The 17072-nt window shown below is 59.6% G+C and carries 12 protein-coding genes and 3 pseudogenes; 10 read left to right on the forward strand and 5 right to left on the reverse strand.

Features of this window, described 5'->3' with window-relative positions:
* Positions 1-46 precede the first annotated feature (46 nt).
* The 4 genes from P5W99_RS26210 (at position 47) to P5W99_RS26225 (ending at position 4765) form a co-directional block, all read left to right on the forward strand.
* Positions 47-1375 (forward strand): MFS transporter, encoded by a 1329-nt coding sequence (locus P5W99_RS26210; RefSeq protein ID WP_421027716.1) that lies wholly within the window; start codon positions 47-49, stop codon positions 1373-1375.
* 26 nt (positions 1376-1401) lie between these two features.
* On the forward strand, positions 1402-2253 hold the full coding sequence (locus P5W99_RS26215) for a transketolase (protein WP_421027717.1): 852 nt from the start codon (positions 1402-1404) through the stop codon (positions 2251-2253).
* A complete protein-coding gene (locus P5W99_RS26220; RefSeq protein ID WP_421027718.1) occupies positions 2250-3251 on the forward strand; it encodes a transketolase family protein in 1002 nt (333 codons plus the stop codon). Before P5W99_RS26215 ends, P5W99_RS26220 begins: the two co-directional genes overlap by 4 nt.
* Positions 3252-4044: 793 nt before the next feature.
* Positions 4045-4765, forward strand: a protein-coding gene (locus P5W99_RS26225; RefSeq protein WP_421027719.1) for an IS6 family transposase whose coding sequence is annotated in 2 segments (ribosomal slippage) — positions 4045-4311 and positions 4313-4765 — 720 coding nt in all. Because the reading frame shifts where the segments join, the coding sequence is not laid out codon by codon here.
* A 169-nt stretch (positions 4766-4934) separates the two neighbouring features.
* Here P5W99_RS26225 and P5W99_RS26230 read toward each other — a convergent pair.
* On the reverse strand, positions 4935-5126 hold the full coding sequence (locus tag P5W99_RS26230) for a hypothetical protein (RefSeq protein ID WP_421028058.1): 192 nt from the start codon (positions 5124-5126) through the stop codon (positions 4935-4937).
* Here P5W99_RS26230 and P5W99_RS26235 point away from each other — a divergent pair.
* The 4 genes and pseudogenes from P5W99_RS26235 to P5W99_RS26250 all read left to right on the forward strand — a co-directional run.
* A pseudogene (locus P5W99_RS26235) lies at positions 5068-5200 on the forward strand (DDE-type integrase/transposase/recombinase); the annotation flags it as partial. The gene P5W99_RS26230 and the pseudogene P5W99_RS26235 overlap by 59 nt on opposite strands.
* 288 nt (positions 5201-5488) lie before the next feature.
* Positions 5489-7054, forward strand: coding sequence for a glycoside hydrolase family 68 protein (locus P5W99_RS26240; protein WP_421027720.1), 1566 nt, complete (start codon positions 5489-5491; stop codon positions 7052-7054).
* A gap of 100 nt (positions 7055-7154) precedes the next feature.
* Complete coding sequence (locus tag P5W99_RS26245) at positions 7155-7406, forward strand: GntR family transcriptional regulator (RefSeq protein WP_421027721.1); 252 nt, start codon at positions 7155-7157, stop codon at positions 7404-7406.
* 304 nt (positions 7407-7710) lie between these two features.
* Positions 7711-9342 (forward strand): glycoside hydrolase family 32 protein, encoded by a 1632-nt coding sequence (locus P5W99_RS26250; protein WP_434665079.1) that lies wholly within the window; start codon positions 7711-7713, stop codon positions 9340-9342.
* Positions 9343-9898: 556 nt separating this feature from the next.
* On the opposite strand, the gene P5W99_RS26255 is transcribed toward P5W99_RS26250, so the two are convergent.
* Positions 9899-10909, reverse strand: a complete 1011-nt coding sequence (locus P5W99_RS26255; protein ID WP_421027723.1) for a substrate-binding domain-containing protein — start codon at positions 10907-10909, stop codon at positions 9899-9901.
* Positions 10910-11102: 193 nt separating this feature from the next.
* Here P5W99_RS26255 and P5W99_RS26260 point away from each other — a divergent pair, with 193 nt between their 5' ends.
* On the forward strand, positions 11103-11360 hold the full coding sequence (locus P5W99_RS26260; RefSeq protein ID WP_421027724.1) for a TetR/AcrR family transcriptional regulator: 258 nt from the start codon (positions 11103-11105) through the stop codon (positions 11358-11360).
* A gap of 60 nt (positions 11361-11420) precedes the next feature.
* Here P5W99_RS26260 and P5W99_RS26265 read toward each other — a convergent pair.
* Positions 11421-11651 (reverse strand): annotated as a pseudogene (locus P5W99_RS26265) (DDE-type integrase/transposase/recombinase); the annotation flags it as partial.
* Between the two features lie 198 nt (positions 11652-11849).
* Here P5W99_RS26265 and P5W99_RS26270 point away from each other — a divergent pair.
* Positions 11850-12980, forward strand: a complete 1131-nt coding sequence (locus tag P5W99_RS26270) for an IS110 family transposase (protein WP_434665083.1) — start codon at positions 11850-11852, stop codon at positions 12978-12980.
* A 285-nt stretch (positions 12981-13265) separates the two neighbouring features.
* On the opposite strand, the pseudogene P5W99_RS26275 reads toward P5W99_RS26270, so the two are convergent.
* Positions 13266-13691, reverse strand: a pseudogene (locus P5W99_RS26275) (IS6 family transposase); the annotation flags it as partial.
* A 526-nt stretch (positions 13692-14217) separates the two neighbouring features.
* Entirely contained in the window at positions 14218-17061 is a 2844-nt protein-coding gene (locus tag P5W99_RS26280; RefSeq protein WP_421027727.1) for an AMP-binding protein, read from the reverse strand.
* Positions 17062-17072: the final 11 nt, after the last annotated feature.

Here is a 17072-nt window from a genome sequence, read left to right on the forward strand (position 1 = left end):
CACTGTGCCCGTCGCCGTGACGGGCTCAGATGACAGGAGACACCCCATGAAATCCAGACTGGCCACACCGGGAATCGGTGCAGACCTCTCGGCTTCGAGCGACTCATCAGACTTCGAAGCGCGAACCTACGCAAGAGTCGCTCGTCGCCTCATTCCCTTTCTGATGCTTTGTTACCTCGGCGCGTATCTCGACCGGGTGAACGTGGGCTTCGCAAAGCTGCAGATGCTCAACGACCTGCACTTCTCCGAAACCATTTATGGCATCGGTGCAGGAATTTTCTTCCTGGGTTACTTCCTCTTCGAAGTCCCAAGCAATCTCATTCTGCACAAAGTCGGCGCGCGAAATTGGCTCGCGCGAATCATGCTGACCTGGGCGGTTATTTCCGCGAGCTTTGTGTTCGTGAAGACGCCAACCACGTTTTATGTTCTGCGCTTTCTGCTCGGCGTTGCGGAAGCGGGCTTCGCCCCGGGCGTGATTCTGTACCTGACCTACTGGTTCCCGGCCGCCCGACGCGCAAAAGCGCTCTCGATGTTTTTCATGGCTATTCCGATGGCTGGCATCCTCGGCGGCCCGCTTTCCGGCTGGATTATGCATTCCTTCCAGGGCGCCCACGGACTTGCAGGATGGAAGTGGCTTTTCATGCTGGAGGCACTGCCGTCGTTGCTCCTGGGTGTCGCAATTTTTCTGTATCTCGACAATGGCATCGCCAGCGCCAAATGGCTCTCAGACGACGAAAAGGCGCTCCTCAAGCGCAACGTGGAAAGCGACCGTACAGCGACCACCGAACACGTGTCGATCCGTGCCTTCGTCCGCGACCGCCGTCTCTGGCTGATGGCTGGAATTTACTTTTGTGTCGTTCTCGGTCAATACGGCCTTACGTTCTGGCTGCCGACAATCATCCGCCGCACTGGTGTCGCCGACCCGCTGTGGGTGGGTGTCCTGACCGCGATTCCGTACATTTGCGCCATCGTCGCGTTGCCCTTGCTCGGAAGCAGCGCCGATAAGCGCCGCGAACGCCGTTTGCATCTCGCGATTCCGATGCTGGTTTCTGCCGCGGCATTCGCAACGCTGCCGACGCTGGGAAGCGTGGGTGCATCGATTATCTGCGTGAGCATCGCTGCTGCCGGCATCCTCGCCTCGTCGTCATTGTTCTGGGCGCTTCCCACGGCCGTTCTCAGCGGCATGTCCGCCGCGGCCGGAATCGCTGCGGTGAACTGCTTCGCCAATCTGGCCGGCTTTTTCTCGCCCGCCATCGTCGGGTGGCTGAATGACCTCACCGGCAAGGCGACAGCAGGCCTCATCTTCATTTCGACGGCCGTCGTGCTGGGCGCGGTGCTGGTGTTCTTCGTGCCCGCAAAGACGGTCAATCGCTGAACGAACTCTTTCAAGGAGACGAGTAAATGAGTACAACCGTCATCGAGGATGTGTCGCTCGCCGAGCGCGCATACCGCATCCGCCGCAACGCCCTGCTGATGGGCGAAGTACAGGGCCAAGGTTATATCGGACAGGCGCTCGACATCGCTGACGTTCTCGCTGTTTCGTATTTCAGCGCCATGAATTACCGCGCGGCCGAGCCAGACTGGGAGGACCGGGACCGCTTCCTGTTGTCGAACGGTCACTACGCTATCGCGCTATACGCCGCACTGTTCGAAGCCGGTATCCTTCCCGAAGAGGAGCTTGAGACCTACGGCAGCGACGACAGCCGTCTGCCGATGTCCGGGATGGCGAGCTACACACCGGGGATGGAGATGTCCGGCGGGTCGCTCGGCCAGGGGCTAACGATTGCTGTGGGCCGGTGTCTCGGACTCAAGCGCAAAGGCTCCAGGTCGTTCGTGTACACGCTCTTCTCGGACGGCGAACTCGACGAAGGCGCCATCTGGGAAGGTCTTCTCTCAGCGGCACACTGGACGCTGGACAACCTGATTGCGATGGTCGACGTCAATAACCAGCAGGCCGACGGCCCGTCGACGCAAATCATGGCCTTCGAGCCGCTCGTTCCGAAGCTCGAAGCGTTCGGCTGGTACGTGCAACGCGTGAACGGAAACGACATCGATGCCGTGAAGACGGCCTTCGACAACGCCCGCAACCTGAAGGAGCCGAAGCCCCGAATCATCGTGTGCGACACGAAGATGGGCTGTGGCGTGCCTTTCCTCGAGCAACGGGAAAAGAACCACTTCATCCGGGTGGACGCTCATGAATGGAAGCTGGCGCTGGATGCACTTGATGAAACTTTTGCAGGGATCAAAGCATGAACCCGGTAGTCGATAAAAAGCCGCGCCTGAAGACCTCCGCAATGATTGCGTCCATCGCCGGCGAAGGTCAGGTAACCCGCTCCGCTCCGTTCGGACATGCACTCGTCGAATTGGCTCGAGCGAAGACCAATGTCATTGGCATGACGGCCGACCTTGGCAAGTACACCGACCTTCATATCTTCTCGAAGGAATTTCCAGAGCGGTACTACCAGATGGGCATGGCAGAGCAACTTCTGATGGGCGCCGCTGCTGGCTTCGCCCACGAAGGAGCGCAGCCGTTCGTCACCACCTATGCAGTGTTCGCGACGCGGCGGGCGTACGACTTCATTCATCAGACCATCGCTGAGGACAACCTCGATGTCAAAATCGTTTGCGCCCTCCCGGGCCTGACGACCGGCTATGGGCCAAGCCACCAGGCCGCTGAAGACCTCGCGCTCATGCGCGCAATGCCGAACATGACGGTAATTGACCCGTGCGATGCGCTCGATATTGAACAGATGGTACCAGCCATCGCGGCGCATAAGGGTCCGGTCTATGCACGCCTTCTGCGTGGCAACGTTCCCGCGGTGCTCGACGAGTACAACTATCAGTTCGAACTCGGCAAAGCAAAAATGCTGCGCGATGGCAACGACGTTCTCATCATCGCGTCCGGCCTCATGACCATGAGGGCGCTGGAAACTGCGAAAGTGCTGGCGTCCGACAAGGTGGACGTCGCGGTGTTGCATGTTCCGACCATCAAGCCGCTCGATACAGAGACCATCATCCGCGAGGCAAAGCGGACGGGGCGCATGGTCGTCGTCGCTGAGAACCATACGGTTATCGGCGGTTTGGGTGAAGCTGTCGCAACCACGCTCTTGAGCGCCGGCGTTTCGTGTACGTTCAAACAGGTAGCGCTGCCCGACGAGTTTCTCGATGCAGGTGCACTGCCGACGCTCCACGACCGCTATGGTATTTCGACAAATGTCATGGCGGCCAACATCAAGCAGTGGCTGGCTTAAGCATCGGCTGGTCAACTGGCGTTCGCATGTAGAAGATGCGTACGCCAGCGACACTCCTTGGGCTGGCGCTACGCAAAGTCCTGGCAAAATCTGTTCGCGCTGCCTTCGACTGGAAGTCGGCCATGAACCAGTTTGCTATTCTGTTTGGTGATCGATTCACGCAGGCGCGCGGGTAACGATTCCTTTAACCGCCTCGCCCACAAAAATGCGGACAGGTTCGTACGCATCTGCTGCCAGTGAGACCCGACATTCGCGGTCGTTGAGGTTCGATCGACGGGAGTACGACCTTAAGCTGCCTCATAAAGGGCGACACCTGAGCGTCAGCAATGGCCGATTGTGGGCGCAGCATCTCCTTCTGGTTGCGGAGTATTGCTGCCGTTCCAGCTGAAGTTTCCCGCTCGCTGAACGGCAGCTATGGACGTTTGTTCGACGAAAGCACCGGCTGTCTTGCTCCTCCCCAGCTATCCGCGGAACAAGATGCGGCTAGATCGTCAAAGCGTCTTTTGCTATCGACGTTACCCTTGGTCGAAACACGTGCTCGCTCAATACTCGGCCTCCAGGAGGCGAAGATAGCGGGGCGTTACGGGTTCATAGTTCGACGCGGACAGCCAGGCGCGCCCACCAGTGGCATTTGCGGCAGCGTAAGCCCATGCCGCGACGCGATTCGCTGTGATCCTGTCATTTGCCAGGCCCGCTAAAACGCCGATTTCGTTGAGTGCATCAGACGGTTGTGGTGAAAATAGCGATCGACGATTCGGTTAGAGTGGCGGGCTGACCAATTTGAGGGCCCGCGATGAGCAAACTGAAGAATCTGGACGGGCTGTTCGCTGGCCGTCACTTTGACCGTGACGTGATCATTCTTTGCGTGCGCTGGTATCTGCGCTACAAACTCAGCCTGCGCGATTTCGTCGAGATGATGGCTGAGCGAGGGTTGTCGCTTGCTCACACGACGATCCTGCGTTGGGTGCGGCGCTATACGCCCGAGTTCGTCAAGCGCTGGAACCACTTCGCCATGTCTGCGGGGCGGTCTTGGCGGGTTGACGAGACGTATCTCAAGATCCGGGGGTGAATGGGTTTATCTATATCGAGCGGTGGATCGGAGCGGCCAGACGGTAGACTTCATGCTCAGGGCAAAGCGCGATGTGGCTGCGGCAAAAGCCTTTTTCAGCAAGGCTATCAAGCATCAGAGGCGGCCACCGGAGACGCTCACGCTCGATGGGTATGCCGCGTCGCATCGAGCCGTGCGTGAGATGAAAATTGACGGCCTGCTTCCCGAGGACACGAAGGTGCGCTCCTCGAAGTACCTCAACAATCTGATCGAACAGGACCATCGCCACATCAAGTCCAGAACGAACGTGATGCTCGGGTTCAAACGATTCAGAAGTGCAGCGACCACGATTTCAGGCATCGAGTTGATGCATCGCATTCGCAAGGGGCAATTCGACCTATCCGCTATCGCGCGTGAGGACATCACTGCTTCCTCTGTCTGGAGTGCTGTCCTTTTCACTCGATAAGGTATCCATATTTATACGATGGATCGCAGACTTGCCATCTATTTGCACCAGATCCCCATGCATCTGGTTGATCGTTCTCGTACGGTCCCGCACCATCGATTCACGTACGCGGTGCGGTTGTTTCTCGATAGCGGAGTGGGCGAATAATGATCTAGTTAATCAGGATTCTTTATTTTGCAAGCGAGTAAAATTGCTCAGCGACGCTGCGACTATTATCTCCCTTCACCTGACCTTTGCGGATCATGTGCATGATCTCGATACCGGAGAGGATGATACGCGCACATCGGAAATCCTTGAAACCCATCATCGACCAGGACCATCGCGCGATCAAGCGACGCACGCGTCCCATGCTGGAGTTCAAGACTTTTCGGTGCGCCCGGATCCTCTCTGGCCGGCATTGAAGTGATGCACATGATCGAGAAAGGACAGATGAAGCGTGCTCGCGGACCTGGATTCTGGCTCAAAGAGGGAATGCGCCTCCAGGCGCACCGTCACGACCGTCCATTTGCGGACCGTGCAGCGCACTGGACGAAGCCGAGTGGGCATCAGAATCGGTCGTGGCCGTAATGCAAGTGCAATTCTCCGTCACGAAAGCATCATTTGTTTCCAAACCGGTTTTGGACTAGAATCCAAACCGGTTTGGAAGTGCTACTCCTACCTTTCCCACACTCACTGTGACATGGGGTTCGAATGCAAAATTTAAATTTCTCTCGTTCACGATTTATGCGCAAACGTTTGACGGCTGGGCTCGCTGCGGTTTGTGCAGTCGGCGCCTTGCCGGTTCATGCACAAACTTCGTCAGCGGGATCGGGTTTCCCCGCTCCAACTGCGCATACACAGCAGGCCTACGATCCCGAGGCCAACTTCACGATGCGCTGGACGCGAGCGGACATCCGGCAGATCCTCGCACAGTCCCATACTGCGACGGCCGTGGACAAGAATTCGCTGCCGCAGGCGCTGACGATGCCTGATATTGCGCAGGACTTCCCGTTGATCAACCCGAACGTATGGGTGTGGGATACGTGGCCGCTTGCGGACGTTCACGCGCACCAGTTGAGTTACAAGGGCTGGGAAGTAATCTACTCGCTAACTGCGGACCCTCATGCCGGTTATACCTTCGACGACCGGCATGTACATGCGCGCATCGGCTTCTTCTATCGCCGCGCAGGCATACCCGCGTCGCAACGACCAGCAAACGGAGGATGGATCTGGGGCGGCCATCTGTTTCCGGACGGTGCGAGCGCGAAAGTATTCGGCACGGCGCCTATGACCAACAACGCTGAATGGTCGGGGTCTGCGCGCTTTACTGGGGGCGACAACGTGAGCCTTTACTACACGGCGCTGTCCTTCAATCGCTCGGCACCCGGTGGATCGGACATTACGCCGCCGATCGCGATCATCACCCGAGCGGATGGCCACATACATGCAGACGACAAGCACGTCTGGTTCACCGGGTTTGACGATCACAAGCCACTGCTGCAGCCCGATGGGGTGATGTACCAGACCGGCCAGCAGAATGACTACTTCTCCTTCCGCGATCCGTTCGTCTTCACCGATCCGGCACATCCAGGCAAGACGTATATGGTGTTTGAAGGCAACACGGGCGGCCCACGTGGCGCGCGCACCTGTACTCAAGCTGATCTTGGTTACGCGCCCAACGACCCGTACGGCGAAGACCTGAACACGGTGATGAACAGGGGCGCCGTTTACCAGAAGGCAAACGTGGGCCTCGCGGTCGCGACCGACAAGCAGCTAACCGAGTGGAAGTTCCTTCCGCCAATCCTCTCGGCGAACTGTGGGGACGACCAGACCGAGCGGCCGCAGATCTACATGAAGGACGGCAAATACTATCTGTTCACGATCAGCCATCGTGCGACCATGGCGGCTGGAGTGGACGGACCGGACGGCGTGTATGGATTCGTCGGCAACGGTATCCGCAGCGACTTCGAGCCGCTAAACAAGGGCAGTGGCCTTGTCCTCGGCAACCCGACCGACTTTAGCGCACCGGTGGGCGCACCCTATGCCGAGGATCCGAACCAGAATCCGCGTGCATTCCAGTCTTACTCGCACTACGTGATGCCAGGCGGCCTTGTCGAATCGTTCATCGACGCCATTGGGGCACGCCGTGGCGGCACGCTCGCTCCGACTGTGAAGGTGAACATCAGCGGCACTTCGACGGCAGTCGATCGCTCGTACGGCACGGGTGGTCTAGGCGGCTACGGAGATATCCCGGCGGACATGCCTGCTGTGGGCGATGGCCACGGTGAAGACGGCAACTCGAATCATTGAGGCCACAAGGCGGCAGCATGCATCCAACGATCTGCGGGCTGTGCTGCCGCCATCCGCCAGGGCTGAGCAACCGCTCAAGCCCAACATTGGGAGCGCAACAATGGTCTACTGGATAGCGAAATTGTCCACACACCTCGGGCCTTCATATCTCGCAATAGCCGATGAAATCGAAAAGGCTATTCGCGACGGGGCCCTCAAGAGCGGAAGCCGTCTACCGTCGCAACGCCTGCTCGCGGATTTTCTCGGTCTACATGTGAATACGGTCAACCGTGCCATGCGCGAGACCGCTCGTCGCGGACTCACGGCCGGCGCTACCCGCAGGGGCACCGTCGTTCTAGCACGTTCGCCCTAAGCAGCGCGCCGCGTTTCGCATATCGCATCACTGCGGCGCGCGAGAACAATGTTGCATGCTGCGTAATCGCGGGGAGACCACCCTGAACCAGCAAAGCGATGCCACGCCGTTGCGCTCGAAGAGGCCAACCAACAGCGCGAACATGCGATGGGCGGCGGGGAGATTAACTTTCAGTACACAAGAGGCCGCTTAGAGCGGACCACGACCGGAACACGGTCAATTTCAGTGGCTGCCTTCGTTCGTTGTAGCACGGTGGTGCGCGTGCACACTGCGCGTAGTGCTCACTTACCAAGGAGCGAACTTGATGCTTACCTTCGTGGACATCGATGAATTGTGTGGCCGCACTCTGCGCGTGTGGTTGCGTTGGTTTTTCGGCGCTCTTGTCGCCACAGTGGTGACAGCTGTGCCGCTTTGCGCAGCGGGGGCGGTGCAGGGCACACCACAGTGGCGTCCCGCGCTGCACTACTCGCCGCAACGCAACTGGATGAACGATCCAAACGGCCTTGTCTACTACAAGGGGATCTATCACCTGTTCTATCAGTACAACCCGAACGGGAATGTCTGGGGCAACATGTCGTGGGGTCATGCAACCAGCCGCGACCTGCTTCATTGGACGGAGCAGCCGGTCGCGCTCGACGCGAACCATACGGAGGAGGTGTTCTCTGGCTCCATCGTGCTCGATACCGACAACACGTCCGACCTCGGCACGGCGGCGAAGCCACCGCTCGTTGCGCTCTATACGTCGGCGTACAAGGCAGGGTCCGGCCATAAGCCGGGCGTGCAGGCGCAATCGCTTGCCTGGAGCACCGACGCAGGCGAGACCTGGCAACGCTATGCACACAATCCGGTGCTCACACTCGACCCGGAGTCGAGCCATTTCCGCGACCCGAAGGTGTTTTGGTACGCACCCGGCGGCTACTGGTTGATGTGCGCCGTCGTTGCTGACGCGAATGTCGTAAAGTTTTACCGCTCAAACAACTTGATCGATTGGACGTTTCTCAGCGACTTCACTCTCCCGGACATTCCGCATAGCGGCGCGTTGTGGGAGATGCCGGACCTGTTCCCCTTGGCACTAGACGGTAACCCCGCGAACGAGAAATGGGTCATGCTGGTCAATGTGAATCCTTGGTCGATCGCTGGCGGTTCGGGGGCGATGTACTTCGTCGGCGATTTCGACGGCACGCGCTTTGTACCTGTGAACGTCGCGCCGGCGGGCTCCGACCCGGCTCGCTTCCAGTGGCTCGATCACGGCGCGGACTATTACGCTGCTGGGACTTTCTCGAATGCACCGGGCGGCAAGACCGTGGGGGTCGGATGGATGAGCAACTGGGACTACGCGAACGATGTGCCGACTTCGCCGTGGCGCGGGGCCATGGCGCTGCCGCGAGAACTCTCGCTGGCGACAGTCGACGGCCATCCGCAACTGGTTTTCGCGCCTGTCCGATCGTATGCATCGCTAGTGGAGCAGAGCCCGGCGACGCGTCTCGGAACCATCGATGTTGTATGGTCGACTAGGGCCTTACCCGCAACAACGAACGGAGTTATTCAGGATATCAAACTCACAATCGAGCCAGGCGACGCCAGCCGTGCCGGTCTGGTCGTTCGCGGCTCGGCGGAGGGCGAGACGGGCACGCGGATTATCTACGATACACGTGCGCAAACGCTCACGGTTGACCGTTCGCACTCGGGCGACACGTCGTTTTCGCGCGCCTACAGCGCGCAGCACATCGTGAACTTGCCTCTGCATGACGGCAGGTTGTACCTGCATATCATGGTCGATCGTGCGTCGGTTGAAGTATTCGTCGATCATGGTCGGTATGTCGTCACGGACGCCATCTTCCCTGCGCCTACGGACAACCGGCTGAGCCTCTTTGCCGAAGGCGGCGACGCTACGTTTAGAGATATTGTCGTGACCGATCTTTCGCACTCGCACTAAGGCCTGTTTTGCGCGGGACCTGGTGTGTCGCGCATTGCTTTCTGGGCTTTGATTAAGTCGCCGTTATGCAGCCGACCCGTTGATTGTCTGGGACTATCCTCTGATTCGTTCGCTGGCCGTGAGATTGGAGGCGATATGCGATGTCAAGCGGATCCCAGTGCGCGCAGAAAGTGACGCTGATACTCCACGTGCTGGATAGTCAGCATTTCCAGGAGAGGACAGGTTATCCACTCCGTGAGGGTCCGACCGAGGACAGAGAACTCGCTGCGAACCAGTCAGAGCGGCTGGAAGACTTCTTTGTGCCCGCTGGGATTGGCTCTGCAAACTTGACCAACGTTATCGTGTTGAGCCATTGGCCGGCCATAGGTTGCCGCTCGCCCATGCGACGAGCCCGCGTTGGCGGCACTATATGCTTAAGTTCGTTGAGCGCTAGAACCACTTCGCCATGTTTGCGGGACATTGCTGGAGATACGCTTCTGTGTACAAGAGGCACGCGCCGAGGCGACATTGCCGCCCGGTCTTGCGTTGTATGGCGTTGCGGATGTGAATGTACAGATTAGCCCCCCAAGGGACCGTCCGTGTCACCAGGTTCCAGGTGTGGCGAACACAGCCGATGCGCTGGCGGTTTCTGCCCATCGATCGCGGCGGCGATTAGTTCGGCGAGGGCATGGCCCGATTCTTGGCCGGTAGGCTGCGTAACTGATGTGACAGTGAATGGAGCGGCGATATCGGCGGGCACCCCATCGTAGACAATCAAGGAGACATCTTTGCCTGGTTTGTGCCCACTATCCAACAGCGCACGCAACGCGCCCACACCGGCGAGATTGTTGTCAACCAGAATGGCGGTGGGCGGATTGGCGCTCGATAGCAACGTGCGCACAGCCTCATAGCCGCTATTGCGCTCGAAAGCATTTTCCTTCATGAGCGCGCGCAACGGCTTGATTCCCGCCTTGCGCAAAGCGGCGAGATAGCCTGCGCGGCGTTGGGACGCAAAGGTCAGTGATAGCGGCGCGCCTACGAGGGCAATACGCCGATGACCGAAATCAATGAGTCGTTGCGTAGCAGCGTAGGCGCCAGCTTCATTGTCAAAGTCAAACCAGAAGTAAGGACGCTCCGTGCTCGTGCGTCCGTAGGCGACAAACGGGAAGTCACGTTCATGCAAAAACGCGATGCGCGAATCCTCAACAAGCGTCCGTGCGATTATGAAGCCATCGACCTGACGGTTGTCGACAAGCCTGCGGTAAGTCTCGAGTTCAGCGTTAGCGCGGGCAGACACGATGACGAGGTCCAGGTCGCCCAGTCCCTCTGTAATGCCGGCGATCACTTCGCAAAAGCGCGGGTCGCCGAGATCTCCAGCGGAGAACGGGTAGACGATACCGACTGCGTTGGCACGTCCCGTTGCGAGCTTTCGGGCCGTTGCATCCGCTTGATAGCTCATCGCCCGGGCGGCTGCGACGACCCGTGCACGGGTGGCTTCGCTAACATCGTCATAACCATTGAGCGCGCGGCTTACCGTTGTCTTTGAGAGGCCTAGAGAACTGGCCAATGCCTTCAGGCTGGTTTTCATGCTGGGCTTGCTTTCTTCTTCAGGCCAGGGATCAATCTTTCGATGATACTGCGATTGTGATTGGGTAACGATTTTTCGCGACGGGCTGGAGTGAGGCAAGGCAGTTCGTCGCCTTTGTCGAGGAAGAGTTTAGCGTAAGAGGTACACGGGGTGATTCTTGACTGCTGGCGAGTGAGAATTGACGGTCTGGCCAATGAGTTCCGAAGCGCACACAGGTATTTCTCTCATCCTTCGACCCAATCCGGCTGCATTTTCGCGTTGCCCAGACATTGGACGACCGCAGTCGACCGGACGCCACAGCAGATACGGCACGCCGCACATCGGCCAGGCATATGGGGTTGAGGCGTTCTCCTTACGCGAGGCGGCCCGAAACGTCGGGGTGTCAGCAAATGCGGCTTATCGTCATTTCGAGGACAAAGACGCGCTCCTGAGTGCGGTTGCGTCGAGTTGATTCGCCGGTTCTGGTGCAAATAGGTAAGCGGGTTGAGAAAAGCCATATTGGCAGGATACCTTATCTATCGGACACGACCGCAGTCCATACGGCGGGCGCAGCGGCATCCTTGAGATCGAGCTTCGCGAGATCGAACTGCCCCTTGCGAATGCGATGCGTCAACTCGATGCCTGAAATCGTGGTCGCGGCGCTCCTGAATCGCTTGAATCCAAGCATCACGTTCGTTCTGGATTTGATGTGGCGATGGTCCTGCTCGATCAGGTTGTTCAGATATTTTGAGGAGCGGACCTTCGTGTCTTCAGGCAACAGACCATCGGTCTTCATTTCGCGCACCGCGCGGTGCGAGGCAGCATAGCATAGTCAATATGACTCCCCGTGGGGCGGAGAGGCTGGCCTGCCGCGAAGGAATCAAACACGGGCTAGCATGACTGCCAGAGCCGCATGGTGTGGACAGGGCCACACCCGGCGGTTTCCGAGGCGGAGGCCAGCATGGAAAACGATAGCACGGTATACGCCGGACTGGATGTGCACAAGGAGTCGATCACGGTCGCTTACGCGATCGGAATGGGCGACGTCGAACTGTTAGGCAAGATCGGGACGACGAAGGCGGATATCGATCGCCTGTGCAGGCGCCTGCAATCGAAGGCGCGACGTATCTCCATCGTCTATGAGGCGGGTCCGTGCGGCTACGGACTTTACCGTCAGCTCCTGCAGAAGGGATTCGACTGCATGGTGTGCGCGCCGTCGCTGATTCCCAAAAAGCCCGGTGAGCGTGTCAAGACCGACCGCCGCGATGCGATCAAGCTCGTGCGCGCGCTACGCGCCAGGGATCTCTCGGCGGTATATGTGCCCGGCGTGGAGGACGAAGCCTTCCGCGATCTGGCCCGCGCGTGGGTCAGCGCCAAGGACGATCTCAAGCGTGCCCGACAACGGCTGAAGGCCTTTCTCCTCTCGCATGGCGTGCGCTATACCGGCTGCGCTGACTGGGGCCCGGCGCACCGGCGCTGGCTGAGCACACATGCTTTCGAGAGTGCGTGGCAGCAATTGGTGTTCGAGGAACAGCGGCGCGCGATCGAGAACCGGCTCGCGCAATGTGACCGGCTGGAATTCGCGCTGCGTGAGGCGGTCGGCAACTGGCGCTTCTATCCGGTCGTCCTGGGCCTTCAGGCAATGCGCGGCGTACAGTTCACCACTGCCGTGGCCATGATCGCCGAACTGGGAGATCTCTCACGCTTCGTGCACCCACGCCAGCTGATGGCCTGGCTGGGGGTGACGCCCTCCGAACACTCGTCGGGCGGGAAGCGCCGGCTGGGCAGCATCACGAAGAACGGCAACAGCTATGCGCGAAAGCTGCTCGTCGAAGCGGCCTGGAGCTACCAGCACCCGGCCCGTGTGAGCCGCGAGATCCAGCGCCGGCACGAGGGCATCCCGAAGCCCATTGTCGATCGGGCCTGGGACGCGCAAGTGCGCCTGTGCCAGCGCTACCGGAGGCTCGTCGCAAGGGGCAAGGAGAAGAACATCGCCGTGGTCGCGATCGCCCGCGAACTGGCGGGGTTCATCTGGGACATCAGCCAGCTCGCGATGTCGCTGGCCATGCCACGCGAGGTGTCAACAGCATGACACGCACGTGAGCAACCAATAACGACGGAGGGGAACACGAGTTTCCTGAAGGCGGCGTAGCCCGGCACAACCCGCGAGATGGTTAAGCAATCGATCTCATCGGACTTGCGGTCATAGATAGCGGCAGGCTCATTGGACGGACCACTGGAATGCGGTACCCAACCCGCGGATATCAGCGTGATTCACCGTCGAGACTTACTGCTACGTCGCCCTCAGGAAACTCGAACAACATGTCTTTAGCGAAAGCGAAAAAACGATCTCTTGTTGACACGGGGAGTCATATCAGCCATCGAGCGTGATGGTCTCTGGCGATTGGCCCTGACGCCTGATCGCCTTGCTGAAAAAGGCTTTGGCGGCGTCCACGTCGCGCCTCGCCCTGAGCATGAAGTCCACCGTCTGGCCAGCCCGATCGACCGCCCGGTACAGGTAGACCCACCTGCCTCGAATCTTCAGGTAGGTCTCATCGACGCGCCATGAGCGACCCGCAGGGATTGCGAAGCGGTTCCAGCGTTTGACGAACTCGGGCGTATAACGCCTCACCCAGCGCATGATCGTGGTGTGAGCCAGCGACAAACCCCGCTCGGCCATCATCTCGACCAGATCGCGCAGGCTGAACTTGTAGCGCAGGTACCAGCGAACACACAGAACGATGATCTCCCGATCAAAATGGCGTCCACCGAACAACCCCTCCAGACTCTTCAGCTTGCTCATCGCGGGGCATCAGTTCGTTTTGTTCCGACAACTCTAACCCATTCGCCGGCCCTTATTTGCACCAGAACCTTGGTGCAGAACTGGGGTGGAGCAGGCGCGATCGAGGCTACCGTCCGCACAGTTGAACCGGGCGCTTTCACGAAGATTTCGGCCTTGGGGGGTAGAAGAACAGCGCGTGAATATCGTTGCGGACCTGAGCCGAAGACCGGAATCGTTGACAGACGGCTATCGTGTGGAAGGAAGAATCGTCATATGGGAGCGAGCCGACACATTGAAGTTGCCGGTCAGCGCGCTATTCCGGACAGAAGGGAAGTGGACGGTGTTCGCGATCGAACACGGTCGAGCCAGGCTTCGGCAAGTGGAAAATGGGCCGCGAAACGCGGAAGAGGCGGAGCTTCTCAATGGGCTATCGGATCAAGCGGTGGTCGTTCTTTATCCACCAAGTACGCTTATGGACAATGCCCGTGTCGAAGTCTCCGTCGCAAGACATGGTGTTGCGGATCGTTAGTTCTGGAATACCGCTGGCTCAAATGGTGGCGTGACGAGTGGGGACGTCCAGCGGGGAAATCTCACTGAGCGCCCGTTCCCCGCAATGACCAGCTATTGCGTCGCGTGCGGCGTCGCGTAGGACCGCAGCCGCTTTCATGTCTTCTCCTGATGGCTGCAGAGCGGGGAGCACGGTGACCGTCACGTCGGCTCGCGTTGGCAACCACTGTCCATCCGGAAGCACAACACGGGCGCCTGCGATTGCGACCGGCACGACCGGGCAGTGCGATGCACAGGCCACCACGAAGGCGCCGAGACGAAACTGCCGCAGCCCCGCGGATCTGACGAATGTTCCTTCTGGAAAGAGCAGCAGCGAGGTTCCAGACGTCGCGTGCTTCACCAGTTCGCGCTCGTCCTCGGTCATGCGCTGATAGTCGACGCGCTCGACGAAGCGCGTGCCGATTGCACGAAGGAGGGGACCCATCAGCCATCCGTCGGCCAGCTCACGTTTCGCGACCATGCCGATCGGCATGGGGATGGCCGCCAGCAGCACCAGGCCGTCAAGATAGCTCGCGTGATTCGCAACGAAGATGGCCGGCCGCGCTCTGTCGATGAGATCGACTCCGCGTACCGTCATGCGAATACCTGCGAGCTTCAGGGCGAGGCGTGCTGCGCGCGATGCAATCGTCCAGTTTCGCCCGGTGTCCGGATGACACAGGATCATCAACGTTGTCGGTATGGCAATCAGAATTACGATCAACCAGCACCATGCGCCGTAGGCGGCGTGCGTGGCGGCGGCCCGAATTCGTCGGGCAATCGGCCATACGGTGTTCACGCCGATGTCGAGCCACTGAAGCCACGCGGGGCGCGGCAGGAGATTGCCGCGATTGCGCAGGTACAAATCCAGTGTGGCCGCGTGGCGAATCTTGCCACTCGACGTCTTAAGAATGCTATGCGGCGGGACCAGAGCGACTTCTTCTGGCGGAGCGCCCAGCAGGGCCACGGAGGCTTCGTTAATGCCAGTGCGTATTGCCGCGAGTTCCTCGGGTGCGGTTTCGCGAGTCTCCGCAATCACGATCAGGCGGTCGGTGCCCGTCTCGACGTCAGGCGTTCCACACACTGCGACACAACCGTTGCGCACGTGAGGCAGATGCCCGACCGCGGCTTCCAGTTCATACGGGAAGAAGTGACGGCCAGCCCGAATCACCAGATCCTTCACGCGGCCCGTGATGAACAGATCTTCGTCGTTCATGTATCCTAGATCGCCGGTATCGAGCCAGCCGTCATGAATCAACCGCGCGGTCAGCGCCGGGTTCTGAAAATACCCACCGGTCGCGGACGGACTTCGGAATTCAATTCTGCCAATCGTTCTTTCGGATACCTCATTGCCCCCGGCGTCAACGATACGGATCTGGTTGCCGGGTAACGCGTGTCCGCATGAAACCAGTTCGAGTACGTCATCGGGCGACTCCGCTTGTGCTGCACGCTGCGAGTCCGCCAGCCGGCCACGACTGATATTGTCTGTCCGTACCCCTCGGCCGGGCTCCGAAAACGTCAGTCCAAGCGTGTTTTCCGCCAGACCGTAGACGGGGTTCAGTGCGTTCTCCCTGAAACCATGGCCGGCGAAGCGTGACGCGAATGCTCGCATGGTTGACGCGCTGACGGGTTCCGCGCCGCAGAATGCGAGGCGCAGCGAAGACAGATCGACGCCTTCGAGGTCGGCGTCGTCGATCCGGCGCGTGCATCGCTCGTAGGCGAAGTTGGGCGCTGCCGTAATGGTGGCATGGTAACGGCCGATCGCCTGCAACCAGCGCGCTGGGCGTGCGAGGAACGTCAGCGGGGACATCAGAATCAGCGGGATGCCAAAGTAGAGCGTACCGAACCATGCTCCGATCAAGCCCATGTCGTGGTACAGGGGGAGCCAGCTTGCGAAGACGTCGTGTGCCTCGATCCTGGCAGTCTGTCCCATTGCCCGGATATTGGCGAGCAGGTTGGCGTGGGTGAGCACCACGCCTTTTGGCGCGCCAGTACTGCCGGAAGTGTACTGAAGCAACGCGACGTCTTCCGGGAGCGAGACGTACCGTTCATTGTCCGATTCGCCCATGAGTTGATGCATTGCGACGATCTCACGTAACACCGGAATCCGGGCCTTGGCCAGAAGGCTTGCTCCGAGCGCATGGGAGGGCACGATCATCACGCGCGCACGCGCATCCGAGAGAATGGCCGCGTGGCGCCTCAAGTGATCGTCGATCCGCGCCGACTGCACTGGCGGATACACCGGCACGACGATTGCGCCGATCAGCATGATGCCCGCAAAGCACGCGAAATAGTCGCTGCCTGTGGGCAGCATCAGTGCGACGGTATCTCCGGGATTGACGCCGAGCCGGCGCAGCCCGCGCGATACCCGCAGGGCGGCCTCGTACAGCCCCGCATACGTCATCGTATGTGACGACGCGACTTCGTCGAGAAACACGATGTGAGTGTGCTCGGGTCGTCGGGACACGTGCCACTGCAGTGCGTCGACCAAGGTTTGTGCGTCAATCGGCAGGTCCAGCGCATCGCCCGGCGCTGGAAGCTCGACCGTGCCGATAGCGCCCTCGGATCGCCCGGATACTTCTCCTTCGAGTGCACGCAGTAAATCGGCGGGCGTCGTCGCCTGCCCGAATGATGCAAGCGGAAAATGCACGTCGAGCGTGTCCTCGATGCGGGTCAGCAGTTCTGCACGCGCAAGACTGTCCAGGCCAAGATCTCGTTCGAACTGGCTCCTCAACGTGACGTCCCGTGGCTTGTGTCCCGCTGGACTCATCTCCGCGGCGAAAGCGCCGACTATCTCGAGCAACTGCTGCGCGTGGACCGATGAACGGCGTGTGAGGTCATCACTCATATCACTTGACC

The sequence above is a fragment of the Paraburkholderia sp. A3BS-1L genome (assembly GCF_051125215.1).
GTDB lineage: Bacteria > Pseudomonadota > Gammaproteobacteria > Burkholderiales > Burkholderiaceae > Paraburkholderia.

Coding starts and splice junctions, on each gene's coding strand:
- P5W99_RS26240 (WP_421027720.1), top strand. CDS start 5,489: ATGCGCAAACGTTTGACGGCTGGGCTCGCTGCGGTTTGTGCAGTCGGC.
- P5W99_RS26255 (WP_421027723.1), bottom strand. CDS start 10,909: ATGAAAACCAGCCTGAAGGCATTGGCCAGTTCTCTAGGCCTCTCAAAG.
- P5W99_RS26210 (WP_421027716.1), top strand. CDS start 47: ATGAAATCCAGACTGGCCACACCGGGAATCGGTGCAGACCTCTCGGCT.
- P5W99_RS26280 (WP_421027727.1), bottom strand. CDS start 17,061: ATGAGTGATGACCTCACACGCCGTTCATCGGTCCACGCGCAGCAGTTG.
- P5W99_RS26215 (WP_421027717.1), top strand. CDS start 1,402: ATGAGTACAACCGTCATCGAGGATGTGTCGCTCGCCGAGCGCGCATAC.
- P5W99_RS26270 (WP_434665083.1), top strand. CDS start 11,850: ATGGAAAACGATAGCACGGTATACGCCGGACTGGATGTGCACAAGGAG.
- P5W99_RS26220 (WP_421027718.1), top strand. CDS start 2,250: ATGAACCCGGTAGTCGATAAAAAGCCGCGCCTGAAGACCTCCGCAATG.
- P5W99_RS26250 (WP_434665079.1), top strand. CDS start 7,711: ATGCTTACCTTCGTGGACATCGATGAATTGTGTGGCCGCACTCTGCGC.
- P5W99_RS26245 (WP_421027721.1), top strand. CDS start 7,155: ATGGTCTACTGGATAGCGAAATTGTCCACACACCTCGGGCCTTCATAT.
- P5W99_RS26260 (WP_421027724.1), top strand. CDS start 11,103: ATGAGTTCCGAAGCGCACACAGGTATTTCTCTCATCCTTCGACCCAAT.